Origin of the sequence: Paenibacillus sp. FSL H7-689 (genome assembly GCF_000517905.1) — a bacterium.
Lineage (GTDB): Bacteria > Bacillota > Bacilli > Paenibacillales > Paenibacillaceae > Paenibacillus > Paenibacillus amylolyticus.
Map to the genome: position 1 here is coordinate 122,024 of NZ_ASPU01000054.1, position 23,295 is coordinate 145,318.

Annotated in this window: 12 protein-coding genes and 2 pseudogenes; 1 reads left to right on the forward strand and 13 read right to left on the reverse strand. The window is 40.8% G+C overall.

The window, feature by feature from the left end; genetic code table 11:
• Positions 1 to 3 precede the first annotated feature (3 nt).
• The 9 genes and pseudogenes from C170_RS30895 to C170_RS23105 form a co-directional block, all read right to left on the reverse strand.
• Positions 4 to 1,755, reverse strand: a complete 1,752-nt coding sequence (locus C170_RS30895) for an ABC transporter ATP-binding protein (protein ID WP_162158992.1) — start codon at positions 1,753 to 1,755, stop codon at positions 4 to 6.
• 13 nt (positions 1,756 to 1,768) lie between these two features.
• Positions 1,769 to 3,505, reverse strand: a complete 1,737-nt coding sequence (locus C170_RS23070; RefSeq protein WP_036614505.1) for an ABC transporter ATP-binding protein — start codon at positions 3,503 to 3,505, stop codon at positions 1,769 to 1,771.
• Between the two features lie 39 nt (positions 3,506 to 3,544).
• On the reverse strand, positions 3,545 to 9,229 hold the full coding sequence (locus tag C170_RS23075; RefSeq protein WP_036614507.1) for a non-ribosomal peptide synthetase: 5,685 nt from the start codon (positions 9,227 to 9,229) through the stop codon (positions 3,545 to 3,547).
• Positions 9,230 to 9,242: 13 nt separating this feature from the next.
• Entirely contained in the window at positions 9,243 to 15,728 is a 6,486-nt protein-coding gene (locus tag C170_RS23080; protein WP_036614510.1) for a non-ribosomal peptide synthetase, read from the reverse strand.
• Positions 15,729 to 15,773: 45 nt separating this feature from the next.
• A complete protein-coding gene (locus C170_RS23085) occupies positions 15,774 to 16,463 on the reverse strand; it encodes a thioesterase II family protein (protein ID WP_327196664.1) in 690 nt (229 codons plus the stop codon).
• A 14-nt stretch (positions 16,464 to 16,477) separates the two neighbouring features.
• A complete protein-coding gene (locus tag C170_RS23090; protein ID WP_036614514.1) occupies positions 16,478 to 17,422 on the reverse strand; it encodes a hypothetical protein in 945 nt (314 codons plus the stop codon).
• Entirely contained in the window at positions 17,409 to 18,611 is a 1,203-nt protein-coding gene (locus tag C170_RS23095) for a DegT/DnrJ/EryC1/StrS family aminotransferase (RefSeq protein WP_051447364.1), read from the reverse strand. The genes C170_RS23090 and C170_RS23095 overlap by 14 nt, the downstream gene beginning before the upstream one ends.
• 272 nt (positions 18,612 to 18,883) lie before the next feature.
• Positions 18,884 to 19,081: pseudogene (locus C170_RS31695) on the reverse strand (IS66 family transposase); the annotation flags it as partial.
• Between the two features lie 333 nt (positions 19,082 to 19,414).
• A complete protein-coding gene (locus C170_RS23105; RefSeq protein WP_036614518.1) occupies positions 19,415 to 19,870 on the reverse strand; it encodes an IS66 family transposase in 456 nt (151 codons plus the stop codon).
• Between the two features lie 20 nt (positions 19,871 to 19,890).
• Here C170_RS23105 and C170_RS31700 point away from each other — a divergent pair, with 20 nt between their 5' ends.
• Positions 19,891 to 20,031 carry an FtsK/SpoIIIE domain-containing protein gene (locus tag C170_RS31700; RefSeq protein WP_442789467.1) on the forward strand — a complete coding sequence of 47 codons (141 nt, stop codon included), beginning with the start codon at positions 19,891 to 19,893 and terminating at the stop codon, positions 20,029 to 20,031.
• Here C170_RS31700 and C170_RS30900 read toward each other — a convergent pair.
• From C170_RS30900 to ltrA, 4 genes and pseudogenes are all read right to left on the reverse strand, one after another.
• Positions 20,014 to 20,310, reverse strand: coding sequence for a hypothetical protein (locus tag C170_RS30900; protein WP_036614521.1), 297 nt, complete (start codon positions 20,308 to 20,310; stop codon positions 20,014 to 20,016). The genes C170_RS31700 and C170_RS30900 overlap by 18 nt on opposite strands.
• Positions 20,311 to 20,396: 86 nt before the next feature.
• Positions 20,397 to 20,756, reverse strand: coding sequence for a hypothetical protein (locus C170_RS23115; RefSeq protein ID WP_036614522.1), 360 nt, complete (start codon positions 20,754 to 20,756; stop codon positions 20,397 to 20,399).
• Positions 20,753 to 21,193, reverse strand: a complete 441-nt coding sequence (locus tag C170_RS23120) for a hypothetical protein (RefSeq protein WP_036614525.1) — start codon at positions 21,191 to 21,193, stop codon at positions 20,753 to 20,755. The genes C170_RS23115 and C170_RS23120 overlap by 4 nt, the downstream gene beginning before the upstream one ends.
• A gap of 359 nt (positions 21,194 to 21,552) precedes the next feature.
• Positions 21,553 to 22,814 (reverse strand): annotated as a pseudogene (gene ltrA, locus C170_RS23125) (group II intron reverse transcriptase/maturase).
• Positions 22,815 to 23,295: the final 481 nt, after the last annotated feature.

Consider the following 23,295-nt stretch of genomic DNA (forward strand, 5'->3'; position numbering starts at 1 on the left):
TTTTTAGACATACAGATCTTTCGTCAACTTGGTTTTTACAAGCTTATGATACAGTCCATTTTGATGAATTAACTCCTGATGGGTTCCCTGTTCTGCAATAACTCCCTTGTGCATCACCACGATCATATCTGCATGTTCAATTGTTGATAATCGATGCGCAATGACTATAGTTGTACGATCCTTGACGAGTCTATCCAACGCTTCTTGAACCAGATGTTCCGATCTCGTATCTAAGGATGAAGTCGCCTCATCCAAAATTAAGAACGGGGCATTTTTCAATACGGCTCTGGCGATCGCGATTCGTTGTCTTTCCCCACCGGAAAGGCCTTTACCCGTTTCACCGATCCTTGTTTGATAACCTTCAGGCAAGCGACGAATAAACTCGTGCGCGTTGGCAGCTTCTGCAGCGGCTCTCACCTCGTCTTCCGTTGCCTGTCCGTTTCCAAACCTTATATTCTCCATAATCGTACCTTCGAACAGCGTGACATCCTGCGGAACATAGGCGATCAGACTTCTCCGTTCTTCTAATGATAGAGCATACATCGATTGGCCATCGATGTAGATATTTCCACCTTCAAGTGGATACAAACCCATTATCAATTTGGCAATCGTAGTTTTACCACTTCCACTCGCACCAACAAAAGCAACATGGCTTCCTTTTTCAATGACCAAGTTTACACGATCAAATAGGGGCACATCCTGTTTGTAACGAAAACATACATCTTCTAATCGGATTCCCATCTTATCTGGCAATGTTGTCGTTCTTTCAGAGGCATGTAGAGTCTGTGTCTCCTCTTGCTCCTTATGAAGTTGATCGAGTCTAGTGATGCCGACTAGTGAAATTTGGAGTTGTGATATGTTGCTTCCTATCTGCAAAAATGCGAACGACACATTGATCTGAAGGGAAACGAGCGCTGTCAAAATACCTAATTCAATTGCCCCGTTCATCAATAAAAATGCGCCTAGTACATAAATGCCTCCATGGTTCAGGAATCCGATAAAAAAAGCGACCCCCTCCATTTGTCCTTCCTTGCGGCCTAACATCAGCCCCAGCTTAGTAACTTGTTTAATGCTTCTCTCGTGCTTACGTCCGATTACTTTGTAGAGATTAAACATCCGGATGATGTGCGAACCACCGATGATATCAATTAACCTTTGTGTTTCCTTACTTCTCCGACCTTGCATCAACCCGCTAAGCCGACTTAACGACTTCGAGAACCTCGAGGTAAGAAGGGCAAACGAAACACAAACCAAAAACAGAGGAATCGCCATTTTCCAACTAATCACAAACATAGAGAACAACGAAGCCACGATCAACACAAACTGATAAAGAATGGTGCGAAGATGTTCGGAATAAGCTGATTCGATTAGTCGAACGTCATTCGTCATCAAGGAATAAAGCTCGCCGCTGTGGCGTTTATCATAAAAACCGATCGGCAGCCTGACTAATTTGGAGAACAGCTTGTGTCTGATTTCGAACATGACCTCTTTTACAGCAGAATTATAAAGATATACAAAAAAAGGGGAAACAAAGACGAGCAGTAATACAGGTATAAAAAATACAATCATACTTTTGTACAATAAATTAAAATCCAACTCCACAGCAGAATTAAACATATATTTCCACGCAAAAGCCTGCATAATAATTAGACTGGCCGTAATTGTGCACGAGCCTATAAGACCAATAGTATATCGAATGATCTTGGGCTTCATAAAATGGTACAAGGAAATATATTCACTCTTTAACCTGATCAATATCATTCTCCTCTTATATCGAGACTTGAAACTGTTTGTTATACAGCTCGAAATACTCACGGCTATTCTCCATTAAGTCAAAGTGGGTTCCCTGAGCAATGATGCCACCTTCTCCTAATACGAGAATGTTGTCCGCATTAATGATTGTGGATAAGCGATGAGCGACGACCAGTACCGTCCTGTTCTTAAAGATGCGGGTTAACGATTCATGAATGAGCGCCTCAGATTGCTGGTCAAGAGCTGACGTAGGCTCGTCTAACAGGAGCACAGGCGCATCCTTCAACAATGCACGAGCAATGTTAATTCTTTGCTTTTGTCCGCCAGATAGGTTGCCCCCTCTCTCGACCACTGGTGTTAGGTATTGCTCAGGCAAATCGGAAATAAACTCATGAGCGTTCGCAGCTTTTGCTGCTTCCACAATCTCATCCAAAGTGGCATCCAATCTTCCGTAAGCGATATTTTGCATAACGGTCTCAGGGAAAAGAAACGTTTCTTGCGAGACGATCGCCATCAAGCTTCTTATTTCATCTAGGTTCGTATCGGACAGGGGGTTTCCATTGATTCGTATTTCCCCAGATTGCAAGGTATAAAATCCACAAATCAACTTTAGAATTGAACTTTTCCCACAGCCGCTTGCACCAACAAGTGCTACAGTTTGATTCTTTTCGACTCGGAAACTAAGGTTTTCAAATAATAGCGGTTTGTCCGGGTAACCGAACGATACGCGATCAAACTCAACAGCGTAATGGGTAACCAGCTCTCTGGGACTCGATCCATTGGAAGATTCCCGCGGAGCCGTCAAAATTTCTTCGATTCTGGCTATAGATGCCAAAGTCGTCTTGAATCCCATGAATAAGGAAGGAATTCTAACGGCTGGACCTACGAGAAACTGCATCAAATAAATACACGTCAGTAATTCAGAAGGCGATATTTGTTCGTTTACGCTTAAATATCCTCCGAACAGGATACATAATCCGTAAGGAACAGCCTGCAGTACAAGCTGCAAGGGCGGTATGAACGACAGTCTCTTCTCCATCTTCATGCTCTTGTGCAAGGTTTGTTGAAGCATCGTATCGAACTTTACCAACTGCAGTTCCTGTTGGTTAAATGATTTGATGACAGTAGCACCGTTAATCGTTTCTAATAAAACTGAATTCATTTGCCCGAAATGCTTTTGAATCTCTTCGCTATTTTTTTTTAACGGAGCCGTGATCGCATCCGCAATTTTTAGAAACAAAGGAATGAGAATGACACCAACAACGTACAATTGCCAATTCAAATAAATGAAAAACACAGAGGATACAAGGAAGACAATCGGTTGATAAATAAGATCGGCCAAATTTCTCTTAATAAAATTGTCTACTTCTCCAACGTCCATTGTAAATTTCGAGGCCAACTCTCCCGAATGCTTTTTCTCCAAGCTATCTATTGTAATTCGTTGAATGGTATGTGATAACTGTCTTTTTAAATTTCCTATGGCCAATGCGCCAAACTTCTCATTTGAACTTTTGACAACATATTTTCCCGCTCCACCAAAAATAATGATTGCAAATAAAATGAGAGCATAACGAAGTAGCATGTTCTGATTATCGCTCGTCAGAGCCTCATTAATCATGTTATTAATGGAGTACGCGACGAACATTTCAATGAATATGATAAAAATAAGGCCCGCTATAGCGAGGAACAACCAATGAATATGCGGCTTAGCGAACCACATTAGGTTCTTGTACATTACTTTAATGCTTTTCATCCCATCCCCCTTGACTTTTGCTTGAAAACGAAAGCAAAATCAAACCTTTGAGCGTCGCAATAGGCCTTCTACGACCAGTGACAATTTCTGTATTGTTGGATCTCTGAAGATATCTTTCAGCTCCAACTCTACATCAAACTCTTTATGAATTCTGTTCATAACCGTTGTGGCACTCAACGAATGTCCTCCTAAATCAAGGAAAAAGTTGTCAGTTAATTGTACATCATCCACCTTTAATGTAGACTTCCATATCTCCTTAATCTTTTGTTGCACTTTCGTCTCGGAGTGCTCGGACCTTGGTGAAGCAACCTTCTCAGATAAAGAAGGCAGAGGCAGATTTGCACGATCCACTTTTCCATTTGATGTTAATGGTAATTTATCCAATCGAATAAGGAAAGAAGGAATCATATAGTTGGGCAGGTGCTCAAGTAGAAACTCCCTTAAATCTCGGGTTATATCTTTTCTATGGGCATAATACGCACATAGATATTTGACGCCTGTTTCATCCATTTGATCTACTACGACAACATCAGTTATTCCTTCATACTTGCTTATAACGTTTTCTACTTCACCTATTTCTACTCGAAATCCTCGTATTTTCACCTGGTTATCCCGTCTCCCAAGAAACTCTATTTCTCCGTTTGGCAGGTATCTTCCCATGTCTCCTGTTTTATATATCCTCCCCATTCCATTCAATATATGATTAGGCAGGAACGCCTCATTAGTTTTAGCTGCATCCCCATAGTAGCCACGACCTACTCCGACTCCTCCAATATATAGCTCTCCTGGCACTCCTGTCGGCACGAGTTCTTTATCGTTGTCCAGAATAAAAAAACTACTATTATCGATAGGCTTACCGTATGGTATACTTCCAGTATATACCATTTCCATACTGACTTTATAATAATTTGACCATATTGTACACTCTGTTGCCCCTCCCAGACAGACCACTTCAGCATTTGGGAAATACATTTGAGCTCGTCTAGGTAGTTTCACTGGAACCCAATCGCCACTCAAAAAGACTAGTCGCAAATAATGTTGTTGACCCTCCGTCTCATCTTCTTCAGCCAATTGTATGATTTGATTCAATGTGCTCGGTGTAGAATCCCAAAATGTAATTCGATGCTCTGTAAGCATCTGTTTCACTCGCAATACATCACGACTTTCTTCTTTGGTTGCTATGACCACCTGCCCCCCTGCCGAGAGCATTCCAAATATATCGTAAACTGATAAATCAAAACATACTGAAGTAACAAACAGCAAGACATCTCGGTTGTTCACAGTAAACGTTCGATTCACCCAATTTATTAAATTGATGACGGAGTGATGCTCTATCATTACTCCTTTTGGACGACCAGTAGAACCGGATGTATAGATTACATAGGCAAGTTGATCAGCAGCTACAGGAATATCCAAATTAATAGCAGGATACGAACTTATTTCACTCTCATTTTCATTCGTAAAGGGTAGATCTCCTATAGCCTCCTTGGAAATCAAATATTTAACATCAGCATCCTCAATAATGTGTTGCTTCCTGGCAAGCGGGTAGTCTGGCTCCATAGGTACGTAGGCTGCTCCTATCTTCAGAACGGCTAACAACGCTACGATGAGTTGTTCATTACGTTCAAGGCAAATACCCACTTTATCGCCACAACCAACGTCACGGCTCTGCAACAGTCTTGCCAGTTTGTTGGCACGATCATTAAGCTCGACATACATCAACTTTTTCCCGGCACATATGATCGCGGTTGCATATGGTGTTCGTGAAGCCTGTCGTTCAATTAACTGATGCAATGTGCTTTGATTATCATAAGAAATTACCGGACCATTTCGCTCTTTAAGCAGTTCAGCTATCTCACTCTGCAATAACAGCTTAGAATACTTGATATTTCCTGATTCTTGATCAATGAACTCAGCTAGTATTTTTTCATAAAGAGCTGCTGCTTTATCAATATCCTCATCATAGAAGTAAGCAGGTGCATATTTGATTTGCATACCAAAATAGTTGGGGGTTTTCAAAATTTCAAAATCAAATAGTGTATTCGTCATTTCATTACGTGTCAATTCGAACTCAACAGTCGAACGACGCATTGCAGCGTTATCATACAAGGAGCCTAATACATGAAAGTCCATGAAGTTAAACAACGTATCAAATACAGGATTTTCTTGACCATTACCAGACTCACCGAGGAGGGAAGCAATATCCGCTAAAAATAGTTCGTTGCTTTTCATTTCGGTAAGTGTACTTCTAATCGATCTCAAGAAGCTTTGTTTGTTTAAACTCTTATCGACTGTGGTTCGAATAGGCACAGTGTTTAAAAAACAACCTAGCAGTTTCTCACCATCTTCCACAGCAGGACGATTATGGGTAACAACTCCGGTGACAACATCTTTTTCCGTACTAATGACTCTAAGCAAGTATAAGTAAGCACCGAGACAAACTTCTTGGACGGAGCACTCATTGGCTGCTCCGAATTGAACCACACGATCATACAACTCGCTTCCCAATGAGAATTCTTTAATAGTACGTCCTTGCTTACCCCTAATCGGTCTACCAAAGTAATTGAATGGAAGCTTATTTCTTGAATAGCCATCCATATATCTCATCCAGAAAGCTTCCGTTTCTCTACGATTAAGATCAGAATAGCTTCCTAATACATAGTCCTTATACGTAGACTTTAGCCTTCGTAAAGTGATCTCACCTTTCAAATGCATTTCATTGTATTTCTCCATTAATTCTGCATACAACGAAGCAATGCTCCAGCCATCCAGAATGGCATGATGACAAGATAAAATAATAATTACTTTGCCTGCTGATAATTGGTATACTTTCATTCGCCACAGCAACTCAAGCCCAGTAAAACAATATTTCAGATTCAAATCTTCCTGTAAAAAAGATTCAATTATTTGTTGCTGCTGCTCGAGTTTCAGATCAGTTATATTGTCAAAACTAATAACGGGCAATATATGGCGGTGCACAAGTTGCATTTGATCCTTAACATTGAAGGTAGTTCGTAAGATTTCGTGCTTATCTAACAATTTGAGTACTACGTCTTTCAGTGTCTCAAATTTAAATTCAACAACATCGACCGGGAAGACGAATTGATCATGGTATATAGCTTCATCCTTTTTAAGCAAACTGTAGTACACCATACTTTGTTGGATAGTGCTCATCGGATAATATTCAACGAAATTAGCAGGAAGATTAGCACTTAAATTCCAATCCACCTCGTTGTAAGCATCAGCATTTTGCGGGATGTCGATTTTCTCCGTCTTGAGTTCTACTTGTTTCTCACGTAAAAAATTGGCTAGTTCTGCAAATCGATGATTACGATATACATCTTTGACCCCAATTCGGCAACCAAACGATTTATTAATTAAAGTGACCAAGCCGATGACGCGTATGGAATCACCACCACAGTCAAAAAAACTAGCCTCAAGACGTACCTTTTTCAACTGCAAAATTTCCCTCCAAATGTTTTCAAGCTTGTATAAAACATCATCATTATAGGTAACTTCATATACGTTGTCCCCGCTACTCTCTTCCACATCGATAGCAAGGAGCTGCCTGCGGTCTACTTTTCCATTATTCGTTAGTGGAAGTTTGTCAACTTCAATAAAGTAGGATGGAATCATATAAGATGGCACTTGGGTCTGCAAATAATGTTTAAGTTCCAATCGCTCCACCTTTGCCGCGGATACATAGTAACAATATAACAATTTGTCGCCAACTTTATCTTCTTTAGCGACCACAGCAGCATCTCGAATAGCTTCATATGTTGCAAGAGCTTGCTCAATTTCTCCAAGTTCAATCCGATAACCTCTTATTTTAACCTGAAGGTCTTTCCTTCCTATATATTGAAGCTCTCCTGTTGGCAACCACTTTACTAGATCTCCTGTCCGATACATCCGTTTGCCCGGCTGAAACGGATCAGGCAAGAAAGATTCTGCAGTAAGCTCGGGGCGGTTCAGGTACCCCACTGATACGCCTTCCCCCGACACAAACAGTTCACCAACAACTTGAACAGGACACAGCTTGTCATTCTGATCAAGAACATAAACTTGCAAAGTTGGAAGGGGAACTCCAATATTGCTCACATTACTTTTTATTGCTTCTGCATCGAGCACTTTGCTAGTTACATGCACGGTTGTTTCTGTAATGCCATACATGTTAATAAACTTGACGTGTGGGGAAGTATCCATAAAAGACTTAATTAGTGATGGGTTGAGTGCCTCTCCCCCAAAAATAACATATCGTAAAGAAAGATCCTGGTTGGTTTCATTCACTATATAATTCAATAAGCGATAAAAAAATGTTGGTGTCTGATTAAGAATAGTTACTTTTTCACTCAGTAGTAGATTAATGAATTCAGCCGGTTCACGAGTGATGTCTTCAGGGACAATGACAAGTTTACCACCGTTCAATAGCGCTCCATATATCTCCCATACAGAAAAATCAAATGAGAATGAATGAAACATTGTCCATACATCTTGCTCATTGAAATTAAATCTGGCTTGGTCATTAAAAAGCAGTCTCACTACATTGCGGTGACTAATTTGCACTCCTTTAGGATTTCCTGTTGTACCTGACGTATAAATGATATAAGCCAAATCATGAGCATTGACCTCAGTAATAGTTGCATGAGCAGTGATACTTAATGGTCGCTTAAAGCAATCATCAACACATTCAATTCGCACTATTCCGTTTAAACGTTGGACAAGGTCCGCACTCGTAAGCGTCAATTGTGCATGGCTGTCTGTCACCATATAGCGAACACGCTCGTCAGGTAAGTTCGGATCAATAGGCATATAGGCAGCTCCCGCTCTTAATACAGCCAATACACTTATAATCATGTTAAGAGAACGTGGTAACATAAGCCCTATAATATCACCGCTTACAATTCCTTTCCTGTGAAGCAGATGAGCCAATTGCTTTACTCTTGCATCGAGTTCCATATAAGTCATGCTTTCGCCATTATATACAACAGCGGTTCGTTGAGCGTTGACTTTAACCTGCCGTTCGAACAACTGAACGAGCGTCATATTTTCATCAAAACGAGCCGTTGTATCATTAAACGTATTTAATATGACCTGTCGTTCTTCCGAAGAAACGATCTCCAAGTCACTCATTTTAACATCATAGTTACTGGCGGATTGTTGCATTAGATAGACAAAATTTTCGGCAATTCTAGATATATAAGTATGACTGTACCAATCTGAACTATACGTAATAACTAGTTCAATTTCTTTTTCTTTTTTAACAAACATAAATTTAATTCTATAATCTTCTTGCTCCACTTGCCTAATCAGCTCAGCTTCCTCGGTGGCCTCCACCAAAATACTGTAGGCCAATTTACTTTCAACATAAGGCTTAAGAATATTATCTCTTACTTGGAAAATCATTTCCTTGTATGTGACATCTCTCTCAACCTTACAGCTTACTGGAAACGAAGAGTCCCCATCTATCAACCCGATGCAGAGCTCCGCTTCTTCTGTGTACCGATACAGTAAGTAGACGACCGCCGCGCATGCTGCAACCTGTAAAGATCGAATAGATTGGTTGGTTATGTTATTCAACACCTCACTTGTTGAATTATCCATTCGTGTTACGTGGCGTTTATATCCTTCTGTAGTTTCCACATGTCGATCGGGAGGAAACAAACTAAAATTCTTATTTTGGTCATCGGCGTCATAACGTCCATTCATTATTTCTACATTCAACATAAAATCCTCCACACTAAAATTGAAAATCGATGGAATGATAAGTCTCCATACGTTGTTTCAAAACCTTTCCGACTGGGCGATAAGCGACTATTGAGTTTTCATCCTCTGTAACGATGAACTTCAAAGCCTCGATATAACTTTCTACTAATTCCGCAATAGACTCTTGTTTCCAGAGAGTAGATGCGTAGTTAACGGTTAAAGAGAGACCAGATGTATGAGGCTGTACATTAAATACAAGATCAAATTGAGCCCGCTGTAACTGTGGTTGAACATAGCAGACTTCATTCCCTTCGATGTGAATGCCCTCGAACTCAAAATCTTGCAGAACAAGCATGACATCAAATAGGGGTGATCTACTTAAATTGTTTTTATACCCCAATTTATCTAATAATTTTAGAAAAGGATAATTTTGATGATCAAATGCTTCAATTAAGTTTTGATTTACAACCTTCAACAATTGATTTACCGTCATATCATCTTCAATTTTTTGTCTTAAAGCCAATGTATTCGTAAACATCCCTACCACTTTTTCCAAATCATTATGTGGTCTTGATGTTACAGGAGTACCAATGACGATATCTCGCTGTCCGCTATATGTATACAGCAGGAGATATAAAGCGGAAACCAGTCCAACAAATAACGTTTGATTATGATGACTTAAACTTCTATTAAGCTTCATCAGCCAATCTTGCTCAAGATTGACAGAGATACTACCAGCGTAAAACTGACGTTCGTGCGGACGGACATAATCCGTTTGTAACTCAAGCTGAGGTATGGTGTCTGCGAATTGAGAAAGCCAGTAGTCTTCATCCTTCTGATTATATGGAAATTTTTCGGTGACCCAGCAGCAGTAGTCAACATATTGTAGCCGCACTCTCGACAATACATTGCCCTCGTACACCGTATTAATTTCATCAAAAAGTATCTTTAAAGAGACTCCATCAAGCACAATATGATGGGCGTCTAACATAATAAGCACTTCAGAGTTTGCAAAATGAATTTCCGATCTGACTAAAGGTGCCGCATTCAAATCAAATGGCTTTATGAACGAAGCTATAATATCTTCTTGTTTCCAAAATTCATGATGTTGTAGATGAACCTCAAAGCATACATCTGGATCTATTTTTTGAACAACCCTTCCTTCCCACCATTCGAAATATGTTTGGAATATGGAATGTCGCCGCACAACCGTCTCAATGGCCCGTTTCATTTTGGCTATATCGACGTAACCTTTGACTGCAAATACCACTGGTAAGTTATAAGTCAAGTTACTGTCGTCAAAACTGGATGCTCCATATATCATTCTCTGTTCGAATGAAAGTGGGTACCATTCTTGTTGCTGTACAGGCTGAATCGACTCCATAGTGTTCGAAACCACCCGCTCCAGTTCTTGACTGATAGCTTCTATCGTGGGATGTTTATAGACCATACTCAAAGGGAGTAGTTTCCCAATGGTATCACGAAGACGGTAAATGAAAATCGTTCCCTTGAAAGAGTTTCCCCCTAGTTCAAAGAAATGATCTCGAATACCCACTGGATTGACGCCAAGAATATCCTCCCACATATCAACGAGAAATTGCTGGAGCTGAGTTTTGGAAACCTCTACAACATTAGAGACTCGTTTTTTCTGTTCCGCCGGTTCAGGCAATGCTTTTATGTCAATTTTTCCGCTAAGAGTTAAAGGCATATGTTCTACTTGAACGAAATGTTGTGGCACCATATAAGCTGGCAACTTTCTCTTCAGGTACTGTTCCATATCAACAATAGATGCATTTGCCTCCGATATGAAATACAGACCGAGTGATGCATTCTCCCCTTTACCTAAAACGACTGCAACTGCATCATTTACGAAGTTCGCCTGCAGCAACAAGCTTTTAATTTCATCTAACTCGATTCGGAATCCACGAATTTTAACTTGATTGTCGGATCTTCCCAAACATACGATTTCCCCATTTTCTAACCATTTCCCTCGGTCTCCAGACGCGTACATTTTTTGTCCTGATCGGAAAGGATTCTGAACGAAAAGGGAATCGGTCAACTCTGGTTGGTTCAAGTATGATTTAGCGAGGCCATCACCAGAAATATAAATGTTCCCCGGAATGCCGATTGGCTGCATATTTAAGTTTTCATCCAAAATATATATTTCCGTATTATCAATAGGAAAACCGATTGACAGTTCACTATCCGGTTCTAATTTTTTGACTGTTGTCCATACTGTTGCCTCGGTAGGGCCATATACATTATATACTTCTGTGTGGTTCAAATCTCCGAGGGTTCGAAGTAAAGACTTGCTGAAGGCTTCTCCACCAACTATGAGCTTTTTTAATTGTTTTAGGCTTTCTTTATTCGCCTCATTTTTCAGAAGAAGTTGAAGCCTTGATGGTGTAATTTGCAAAATGTCAATGTGATGTTTCTTTGTCAAACGAGCAATTTCGTTAACATCTTTTTGAACTGTTTGACTGGTCATAAAGATATGAACACCGAACACAAGCGCTAAAAACGTTTCTACAATAATAATATCGAATGATACTGTGGTAATGGACAATATCTTATTACCTTCTTCAATCTGAAGTTGTTTACTGAAACCATGAATAAAATTGTTTACAGCTTTGTGACTGACAACAACTCCTTTTGGTCTTCCTGTCGATCCAGATGTGTAATAAACGTATATTGAATCGTCGGGATTGTTAATATTGGTAATGGATGCAGCAGGTATTTCATAGCGAACAGTAGATAAATCCAACACTTTTACACCCGCTAGTTCTCGGTGAATCAGCATTTCCGAAGTCGTAATGATTACAGATGCCTGACTATCTTGCAGCATATATTGTATTCGTTCCTTAGGCAATTCTCGGTCTATTGGCAGGAAAGCAGCTCCGGCCCCAATAATCCCCATCATTGCCGAGACCATGTCAGACGAACGCTTAAGTAGGATAGCAACAATATTGTTCCGTCCCACATTCATCTCCCGCAGCCTCAATGCAATGGCTGTGGAATATGCTTGGAGCTCTGCGAAGGACCATTGCACACCTTCAAAACTTACAGCGGGATACTGCGGTGTTCGTTCAGCTCTCTCCCAAAACAACTCATGAATTGTCTTAGACATTGGATATGCAGAAGGTAGGACGGCATCGGAAGTAAGCCGTGAAGTAATTTCATCGGTTAATTTAATACTCCCAATAATAGACTCGCTATTATCCAAAACCTGTGTAAGAATTTGCAAATAATGATTCAAAAATCTTTGTGCCGTTGTTTTTTTGAATAGTGCTTCATTATATTCCAGAACTAATTCAATTTGACTTTTCCTCTCGATCCCGTACAAAGTAAGATCAACTTTCGAACCTACCATCAAACTATTATGAGACACGAATTTAAGTCCACTCTCTGTCCCAATTTTAATATCGCTATTAAAGTTCTGATAAATAAACATGGTATCAAACATTGGGTTGCGATTAACTTGATTAACGAAGTCCAGCTTATGCACTAGCTTCTCAAAGGGATATTCGTGATGGCTCAATGCTTGGATGAGTAGGTCCTTCATCTCGTTTAAATACGCATTAATGGGTTTTAATTTATTAGGATACGATTTGATAGGTAATATATTTGCAAACAGCCCTAGCATCGTCTCGGTTTCAGCTTTTGTTCTGCCATTGACAAGGGTACCAACAATTAAGTCATCGTTCCCCGAATATTTCGCCATTAGTAATTTAAATGTCATAAATAATAATGTAAATGCTGTCGTACCAACTTCCTGAGCCCGCTTCCTTAATATAACTGTCAAATGCTCCGGAATCCTTTGCGTCAGCGCATTCCCATTGAAGCTCTGGAGTTCACCACGTTTGTAATCGTAAGGCAAGTTCAATTCTGAAGCCAAGGAAGCATGCATACTCAGCCAGAATTCTTCTTTGGGTAGCATGTGTTCAGAATACAATATACCCTGCTCCCATTCTGCAAAATCCCTGTATTGTACGAGCGGAACCAATGCAGTATCCTTGTCATATATATCAAAAACCTCATTAAGTAATAACACCTGTGAGATTCCATCAGTTATAATGTGGTGAAGATCAACAAGTAAAAGAAATTGATTCTCATGAGATTGAACGAGCATGCACCGCATAAGCTCTGGTTTATCTAGCTGAAATGGACGAACGAATTGCCCCAACCAATGGGTCGAATCCATACTTTCATGAGCTTGTAGCTTAACAATCTCCAGCTTAATGCTTACGGATTCATGAACTTTCTGAACATACTCCCCATACTGAAAATGGAACGAAGTTCTAAGAATATCGTACTTTTGGATAAGCCTTCGGAAAGCACTTTCCAACCGAACTGTATCAAGCTCTCCCTCAAATCTAACCATTGTAACGTTATTGTAGGCACACCCAACACCATCCATCTCATGAACCAGCAACATTCTTTTCTGAGCAGAAGACACAGCATAGTGTTTTTTCTTACCTGTCCTCGAAATAGGGGGCATAGTTTTTCTTTCGCGTCTTTCAATACTTTCTGCAATTTTTTCAAGGGTTTGAAGTGCAAATACTTCTCCGATCGATATGTCAACTTCGAAACTCCGATTCACTTCGGCAGTGAGTCTAATTACATCTATAGAGTTTCCTCCAGTTTCAAAAAATGAATCTTGAATTTTTAGAGTAGATATACCGATTATCTCTATGGAAATATCTACTAATTTTTGCTGGGTAGCAGTTAATACCTCTTCGTCTCGTCTAACCTCCTTTTGGTAAGTTGAATACTCATGTATGCGTTTTATTCTTTTGTCATACATCCCGTTCAAATACCTAGAAGCTAACTCCACTCTTTTAATTTTACCAATAGATGTTTTCCCGACTTCTTCTTTATTAATAGGTATAATATTGCTGGCTCTCAGTCTCAAAGTCGCTAAAAGTTGTGACTGGATCTGTTGGGTCTGAACGTACAAGTTCTCAGGATCTGTTGTTTCGGAACAGTAAAAGACAATAAGCTCATCCGTATCGGCGTTCTGTTTTCTCACACTTACGGCAGCAGTGTAGGACGGAATAACTCCCCTTATCGATTCAACTATATACTCAATCTCCGAGGCATTATAATTTTTACCGTTTACAATCACAACCTCTTTCAATCGGCCGGTTATCGTCAACTCGTTATCGCGCAAAAAACCAATATCCCCTGTATCAAACCAGTTATCAACCGTGAAAGCTTGACGGTTCACTTCGTCATTTTTGTAGTAACCCGGGGTTACATTTTTCCCTTTAATTTGTATCCTAGCTACGACATTTTCTTTTACTATCTCACCTTCTGAATTGACAATTCTTATTGCCGCCCCGGGTATAGGGCGACCTAAGCAAACAAATTGGGTTCCATTTTCCGTAGATAAACCCTGTTTTACCACTTCGCCATAATTATATTTTTCTAGCCCGTAAACTCCTGTATTGCTATTAAAGCGATGCGCGTAAACAGTGCCTGAACTTGTCTCTGACATCCCCCATGAAGGAAAGATGCAATCATCCGATAATCCGTATGGGGATAATAAATTTAAAAACGTTCTTGCAGTTGCCGCATTAATTGCCTCACCACCGTTTAGTATAAAACGCATGCTCGTTAAGTCCCATTCGCTAACAGTATGGTTTTGGCTGAATGCTTTATTAATTAATGAGAAGGCAAAATTAGGCGCCCAAGTTACAGTTGCCTTGTAATTGGATATCGCCTCAATCCATCGGAGTGGCTTGGCAAGTATATAATCTTTGCGGATAATGATTTGCTCTGCTCCGCAGTAAACGTCTCGTATGTGAAACATCACGATTCCACCAACATGTTCAAGTGGCATCCAATTCAAAGAAACATCATTTGCATGAAAACCGTTTATCTGAACGGTCGCCTTTTCCATGTTAACAATATTACCATGGGTAAGCCTAATACCTTTTGGCATCCCCGTGCTACCTGATGAAAAAAGAATGACTGCATCCTCGGCAGCATCTACTTCCGTTGAAGCAACTGTTTCTTTTCCTTTCGCAAGCTCCTCAAACACTATTAGATTATGGTTAGCATCGTGTTTTGACAAGAAAGCAGCTAGATATCCCTTTAACAAGGCGTTAGTAAACACCACTGCTCCAGGCATAAGCTTCAGAACATTCAGTAGTGCCTGGTTATCAGAATTCGGAAATTCGAAGTTATCTGAGACATTGAGTAATACAGGTACGAACCCACCAAGGATACAGGCCCAAAAAATGATAATAAACGCATAGTTATCGCTCAGTTGAATAACGACCTGATCTCCACGTTTTAATCCACTACTTCTTAACCCATCCAAATATCCATGCGCTTCAGTAAGCAACGTAGAATAGGAGATGCGTTGTTGTTTACCAAGTTCATCTATAAATGTGATCCCTCTTTGGGGATGCATCTGTGCTGTATAAGCTAAAAGCTCAGGTAGCGTAAAGGGATAAGTCATTTCGGTTGCTATGGCTTCGCCGAAATAAATAGCTTTTTTGGCAATATCCTTCATAATGTTCACCTTCCGTCTTTTCATTCATGTTGATTCGCCAGGAACTCATTTGAGAATGAAAGCTTCGATTTCTTTAATTACGTTGTATCGCTCACTGTGAAGAAAAAAGTGCCCGCCTGGAAACACTCTTGAAAAAGGAATAACACTCAGACAATGTTTCCATTCATTCACCATTATTGTAAACTCATCTTCCCTACCAGAAAAGACTGCCACCTCTGACTCAATGATTCGTTCTAGAGTTTGGAAGCCTTGCGTTTCAATTAATTGAAAATCGTGCCGGATGAGTGGCATGAAATGGGTTATAAACTCCTTACGGTCTACGTCCTCCGACACACCTCCCAAGGAAACAATGTATTCGTAAAAAGGATTATCCGGCAACTTGTGTGATTTAGAATGATTATAGTATAAAGGGGTAGCAATACCGGAGAAAATAACAGCTTTCGTATGACGTTGATCTACTTTATATCGACGGCATAATTCATACAATACTAACGCTCCCATACTATGACCGTAGAAAGCAATCGGGCTGTCATTAAGAAACGAAGCTATCATGGTGTAAACGTCATCGACCATATCGTCAAAGGTGTCATAGCCAGGCTCCCCTTGCCTTACCCCCTTGCCCGCCAATTCAATTGGAATGATCATAATGTCTGGGTGGATTTCCCTTTGCCATTGATAATAATACATCGAGGAGGATCCTGAGTATGGAATACAAAAAAGCTTGATTTTTGTAATGTGAACTCTCTCCTTTAGACAAAAGTCTTGAGTTTATCTAGTTGTTCAATTTCCATTTTTTTAATTTTACGACACAGGGATATGATTTCTTCAGCATCATTTTTTTCGTTCAGCAGGCTATGTTTTTTCATCAGATGCTGCAGCATGTCCAATGCTTTACTACAATCGATGAGTTTTTTTATTATTTCAGAATATAGTTTGGCATCCAGTAAGGTAAGGAACCGAGTGAAGATAATTCTAGAAGCGGATAGCTTGGAAAAGGCATGCTCTAAAAAGTACAATCCTCTGTTTGCAATCATCGACTCGTAATCATTCGTTTCCATAAAAACTATCGCATCGTCAAACAAAGAGAAATCATCATCTAGACCGGATATATATTCACGATATTTCCATCCGATTTGCTCCGAAAGCTGAGGATCGATGAGAGCAGAATCGAAAAAATATTCAATGATTTCCTTCTCGTACATCTCGTTAAAGATAGCAACGTCATAGTTCACATAGTTGAAATCAGGATAACCATCATCGATCATTTGCAGCGTTGTTGACCCACCGGAGTCATCATAGCCGATGATGTACATGTAGTGATAGGCATGTCTCTGTAAATAAGTCCACTCTCTATGAGGGATATGATATTCATCACATTTAAAAACAAGCACTTTTCTCTCTTCAGACTTCTTCTTTATATGCTCCATAGCATTCTGGAAATTATTGATGATAATGCTTTCCTGCTTTCCTCCTACAAAATCCAAATCTTCAGGTTCAAGGCAAGATGTTAAATAAGCCCAGTTATGATTTCGATTCATGACAATCTGCTCTTTAATGCTGCGGGTTGATTCATAGGAGTTATATAATAACCAGTCAATCGGGGCACCAATGTGCTGAAAGTAGTGATAGGTTTTTGTTTTCATACAGTCGAAATAGAAATGTGAATCTTGGCGCAGCAATTTACGATTGTACATGTTCTTCAATTTCTCCCCTGATATATACAGCAGACTTGCAACTGCTTATTCTTTGATCCACATCTTCTTCTGTCATATTGGGATCTAGATGCAGAATAACGGTTCTGCTTAAAATATCTATAGTTTGTGGACACATGTCTTTAGAATAACTCATGTTCAAATGTCTATTTTGGGTAAGATGAAATGGATTTAAGGAAGGATGATGACTGCCTATATGCTCCAATATCGGCCCCCAAGTTAAATAAACATGCTTATCAGACTCAATAGGGCGCATCCCTTGTACACCTTCGAAAGCAGCAAATGCTTTAGCCGAAGTCTCATCATCGAAAATAAATGCAATGCTGGTTCCACAATCACCATCAATATCATAGGATTTATTGAAACGTATACCGTCCACTTGACTCAGCTCATCCACAAATTTGCCTTTAATTCTCCTGAGATCGTCCAAAATACCATCCAAACGTTTCAACTGTTCTCTTAAGATAGCCCCCATAATTTCGCTTGCTCGGTACTGCACACCAACGATATTGGGTGAATCAAGTGGATTCAAAACCTCCCTGTATACGCTTCCAATATCATGATATACAAAAGCTCTTTCGTAGATTGTTTTGTTGGAGGTGATAAGTGCGCCCCCTTCTCCACAACCGATTGTTTTAAAATGATTAAAGCTAAATGTTCCAGCATCACCAATTGTCCCGAGACTTTGGCCCTGATACGTACCACCAATCGCTTGACATGCATCCTCAATGATTTTGATATCCCTTTCTGAACAAATAGTTTTAATATGTTCCATATCGCAAGGAAAACCACACATATGTACCGGAATTGCGACCTTTGTCATATTAGACATTTTGCGGGTCATATCTTCTACATCCATAGTCAATGATTCGTCAACTTCTACAATTACTGGGATTGCTCCTACCGCAAGTACTGCAGCTGGCGTTGCGATGAAGGTATAGGAGGGAACAAGAACTTCATCACCAGGTCCGACTCCAAGCCCTACCAGAGCTGCTATCAATGCACTTGTTCCACCACCTGATAAAGCTAGTACGTAGTCTGACTCAAACTTTTGCGACAGTTCACTTTCAAAATTTTGAACCTCTTTGCCTTCACTGTTAAATCGAAAAAACTGCTTGCTTTTTATAACTCTAGCAACTGCATCTATTTCCTCCTGGCCGATTCTGTACATTTATGAATTCTCCTTTCCATCATGTGTTTTTTCAAGTACAAGCATGTAATAAAGATATCTTCACAAACTATTAATGTGAACTAGTGTCTTTGGACATAACGTAACAAAAAACATCGATCCTGTTTCATACAAGACAGAATTGCTCAGTCACACAAATAGATTTAGGATATAATTCAATATTTTAACATTATTTTTTATATTGTCAAATAAGGTTTATAATTCTTTTTTTTGGTATCTATCCCTTTTCATTTTAGATTTTTTACTACTTAGGTCTACCCGAATCGCAACTTTCCTGAAAGTGACGCACCTAATGCTGGAAGCACATCTAGCTTCTGCTTAATCAGGGTCGAAATCACTCTCCGCATCCGAGCAAATTGTGTGACACCTTCAAGTGTACGGAAGCAGCCGGAAATCTTCTGTTTTACCTTCACCATCCTCAAATCTCTCTCAGCTTGGTTGTTGTCAAATGGGGTGTGGGCATCTCAAAGAAACCGGAGAATTTCCGGCTTGTACTTCGCCAGTCGGACTGCTAGATTTTCAGATTTGCTTTTGGCTTTTCCCTTCGAGATCTTTGCCCATTCATACGGAGCATCCTTCAAGATCTCATCATAATGGGAGCAGATGGCATCTACTACTTCCGCGGGTATCGGCTTTACCCATTGGCGATACTCGCGTGCAAGTTGCCAGGATTCTTGAAGGAGCTCCACCATACTCGCTGCACATTGATGTCAATTATGTTCAGCAATGCCTTACATTCGCGTAACAGATGCGCATTGCAAAGCGCAGAGTAAATCGATACTCGTTCACAAAATAACTCGTGAAGCAGTCATGTACGACCGTCCCCAGATAGAACGGCAACCACCAAGCGCATTCATACCTTTACTCCCGCGACGATCGTGAATGGCGAGCCATGTATAGTCTGAGGTGCATACGGTATGCATCCAGTGCAATTTTTCTTTCACTGGAACTCCGGTTTCATCTGCATGAACGAGCGGTTTCTGAAACAGAATCTTTCGAATATCTTGTTCCGCTTGTTCCAACTGCCGGTGCATCCGACCCAGCATGGAAAGCAGTGTAGCTTCACTTGGCCGCAGACCAGTCAAGTCTTCAAACAGTGCTGCGATTCGCTCAAGGGGCAGCATCTGGTAAGCATGAAGATAGGCTGTCCATGCCGTAAACCCATCACCGTATTGGGTTGGCGCTTTAACGTGAGCTGGGAAATCGCCCACTGCTCCATAATGTTCTGGCGGGTCAGGCACCTGATGGGAGCTTCCAATTCATTGATTTATCGAAGGCCCCTCATATGCTAATAGCGGGAAAAACCGGATCAGGAAAAACAGTGTTTCTATATTCGATAATCGTAAGTCTTCTAAATCAATTCGGTTCCAAGGAGTTAGAATTCTTAATCGTAGACCCATAGCTCTCCCCCTTGTCCAACGTAACGCGCAGATAAGCCGGTTCCTGGCTGTCCACTACAGAAAAATTCATCCGTGTAACTAAACTCAATTGGGACTTGCCCAACTACGGTCACGACTGCGTAACCTTGTGAGCGAATGATTGGATTTGTATTTTTATTGAAACCATCCGAATGAACGACGTTTTCTGTTGTATAAAGAACATAGTCAAAAACGGCTCCATTGGTACTGCTTGCATAGTTTTTTATCGGATTGGCCAACGAACCATTATTACTGAATATCATAGATTATCCAGGATATACAGTGATTCGAGTAATCGCATCACCACCTGCTTTTTGGACATTAAATGTCCGATAAGGCACACCATATGTTACAGCGTTGCTGTAACCAAGGTTACAACGGCCGTTCTTCCTGCTACTACCGTAGGCTTAGTGGTCGTATTCGTCCCTGTAGAACTTTCCGTTCCATCCGGAAGATAAAACAACGTAATCATGCTTATCTTTGGTCGTTCCATCAGTTTGGAGCGCATCCGATTTGGAACTGATGTTGGTGAATTGATAGCTTTCGCCCTGATATAGTATTGTACGCGTTTAGGCTGGCTCATCGCTCCACTCACCGGTATAGACTTCATAGGGAAATTCAACACTAACAGGCTGTGAGCCGCTTGACCCGTGGATGTCACCCCGGCTGTATATCCCGAACCTACTGACAAACTGCTAATTGAGTTCATGTTTCGCTCATGATGCTGCCATCCGGTCTATAAATAACGTAATCGTATGCACTGCTTCTTGAGGTCGCCGCATTGGTGCTCAACGATCTTGTTGCACTTCCGTTATTCGTGAACGTATAGGAATCTCCAGGACTCATGGTCAAAGTTCCGTCTGCCATGGCCATTGCTTGAGGAGAGAAAGAGTTTTCCCCGTATGTATCATCAGTTACCGCCGTTTCATCTTCTGGTTCTTCGTAGACATCCCGATCAATAATATCCAGATACTCGTCGTCTGTTAAAGCTGATTCCTCCATAGAAACATCAACATTCTCCGCGTTACTCTCAGTTGTTATTATGGCATCCGATTGATCCGAAAGCGCATAACCGCTAGTCGGATATATGGTTCCAATCAACAACAAAGCCATCAGAAAAACAATAAAACCTTTTCTTAAACTCATGGAGTTCATATTCCTCCTTTATGTTTTTTATCCATTTCCTCCCTTAACAGATGTATAAATGGAGCATAATAGATCATTACCTTATTTTCCCTTATTTTAGGACATAGTAAATTATTCACTGAATCAAGGAGCTTTTTTTCTTTTATATTTCAGATAACAATTCAAAATAAACCTGTAATTATCTTGATTTGAAATAAAATAATAGATTAAATGTAGTTCAAATACTATTTTAGTTGAGTTATCGTCTTTCCTATTTTGATTAGGAATTAGATTTAAATATCTAAAAAAATCGAGTAGGAGGGGGGCGGCGAGCCCCCGACCTCTCACACCACCGTACGTACCGTTCGGTGTACGGCGGTTCATGAAATATTCCGTATGGAGTTGTATCTGTCCATTAAGCTCTTCAGTCCATTGGTTTCCCAGTATTGGTTATTCAATGCTCGTGATAAGATGGGACTCCCTGCAATTCGCCAGTACCCTTTTCGCGTATTTCCCCACTCATAGGCTTATATCCTTAGGCATCCCTAAGGATATAAGCCTTTTGATTTTGGTTCTCGGGTTCTTCCATTGCTTCAGAGACACATCCTTAATCTTCTTCGTATCCACTTGTCTATCTCTCGAAAGCTACTTCGCGTGTCCGCTAGCGAGAAGCATCCACACCATCCCATGAGGTATTGGTTTAGTTCCTTGATTCGCTCTTCTAGTTTCATCGCCTTTTTTCGAGAGGTTATCTCTCGAATTCTGGCCTTCGCCTTCTGTAGCGACTGCTTTGTGATTCTCACCTTGGGTTCTCATCCTCACTCAAACTAAATTCAAGAAATTTCCGTTTCCATGGGCGGTCTACTGCGCTCTTCACCTGGTTCACCTTTAGTTTTAGTCTGGTCTCGATGAACCGGGTGACCGAGCCCTTCACTCGCTCACCTGCTCTTCCTGTTTTCACGTAGATATTACAATCGTCCGCGTAGCGGACAAATCGGTGTCCACGTTTCTCGAGTTCCTTGTCCAGCTCATCCAGGACAATGTTAGATAATAACGGACTTATAGGGCCATCTTGTGGTGATCCTTCTCGGGTTGGTTTGACTACTCCGTTCTCCATCACACCCGACTCCAGATATCTTCGAATCAGTAACAGGACTTTCTTGTCCTTCACTTTCTCCGATATTTTCATCATCAGGCGGTCATGGTTCACGCGATCAAAGAATTTCTCCAAGTCCAGATCGACGACGTATCGGTATCCTTCTTTCATGAACATTCTGGCTTTCCTTACCGCATCATGTCCTCGCCTTTTCGGACGAAATCCATAACTATGCTCCGAAAACTGTGGATCGAACCAGGGGGTTAGCACCTGCGTAATGGCTTGCTGAAGCATTCGATCTGTCACGGTGGGAATCCCTAACATCCGGACACCTCCGCCGTTCGGTTTCGGGATTTCGCCCCGTCGTACAGGGCTCGGTTCATAGCTCCCTTCTTCTATGGCTTGCCGCAAGGTTTGCCAATTTTGTACGATGTGTTCTCGTAAGGATTTTACGGACATGCCATCGACGCCATGACTTCTTTTATTGGCTTCAACGCGCTTTAATGCTTGCAGAAGATTTTCCCGTGACAGCAACTGCTCCAACATTTTTTTACCTCTCTTTACGTGATTTGTATCTTCCTCTTGTGCCAGAGATGAATTCAGTCCTACCGAAGCCCCCCACGGAATTCACCGTTTCCTTCCTCGGTTAGGTTTTTTTTCTGCTGTCAACACTCATCTTGAACGCCTGGAGATACAAAGCCTATTTCATGTTCAGCCCTTCCGCTCGTGTTGCAACACGTAGTGTACTATGGAGTCTGCTGACTTCTGTACGTTCAGCCTATCCTTACGGAAAGGGTTACGAAGTTGCCTTCGCTTTTTCGTACAGATCTCCCCAGGTAAGAACGCTATCTTCCTCTCCATCCATCTGCTTCATTTACTCTCGCACGCCTTTGGCAGTATGGGCTTTGGCTTGTTTAGCAACCTCATCCAACGTACGCTAGCCTGATATGAAGTTCGTGTTCCTCAGACCAGAGATTTGCGGCCGACTTCCTTCAGATTCCAACTCACGGTGGACACCCTTGCCTTA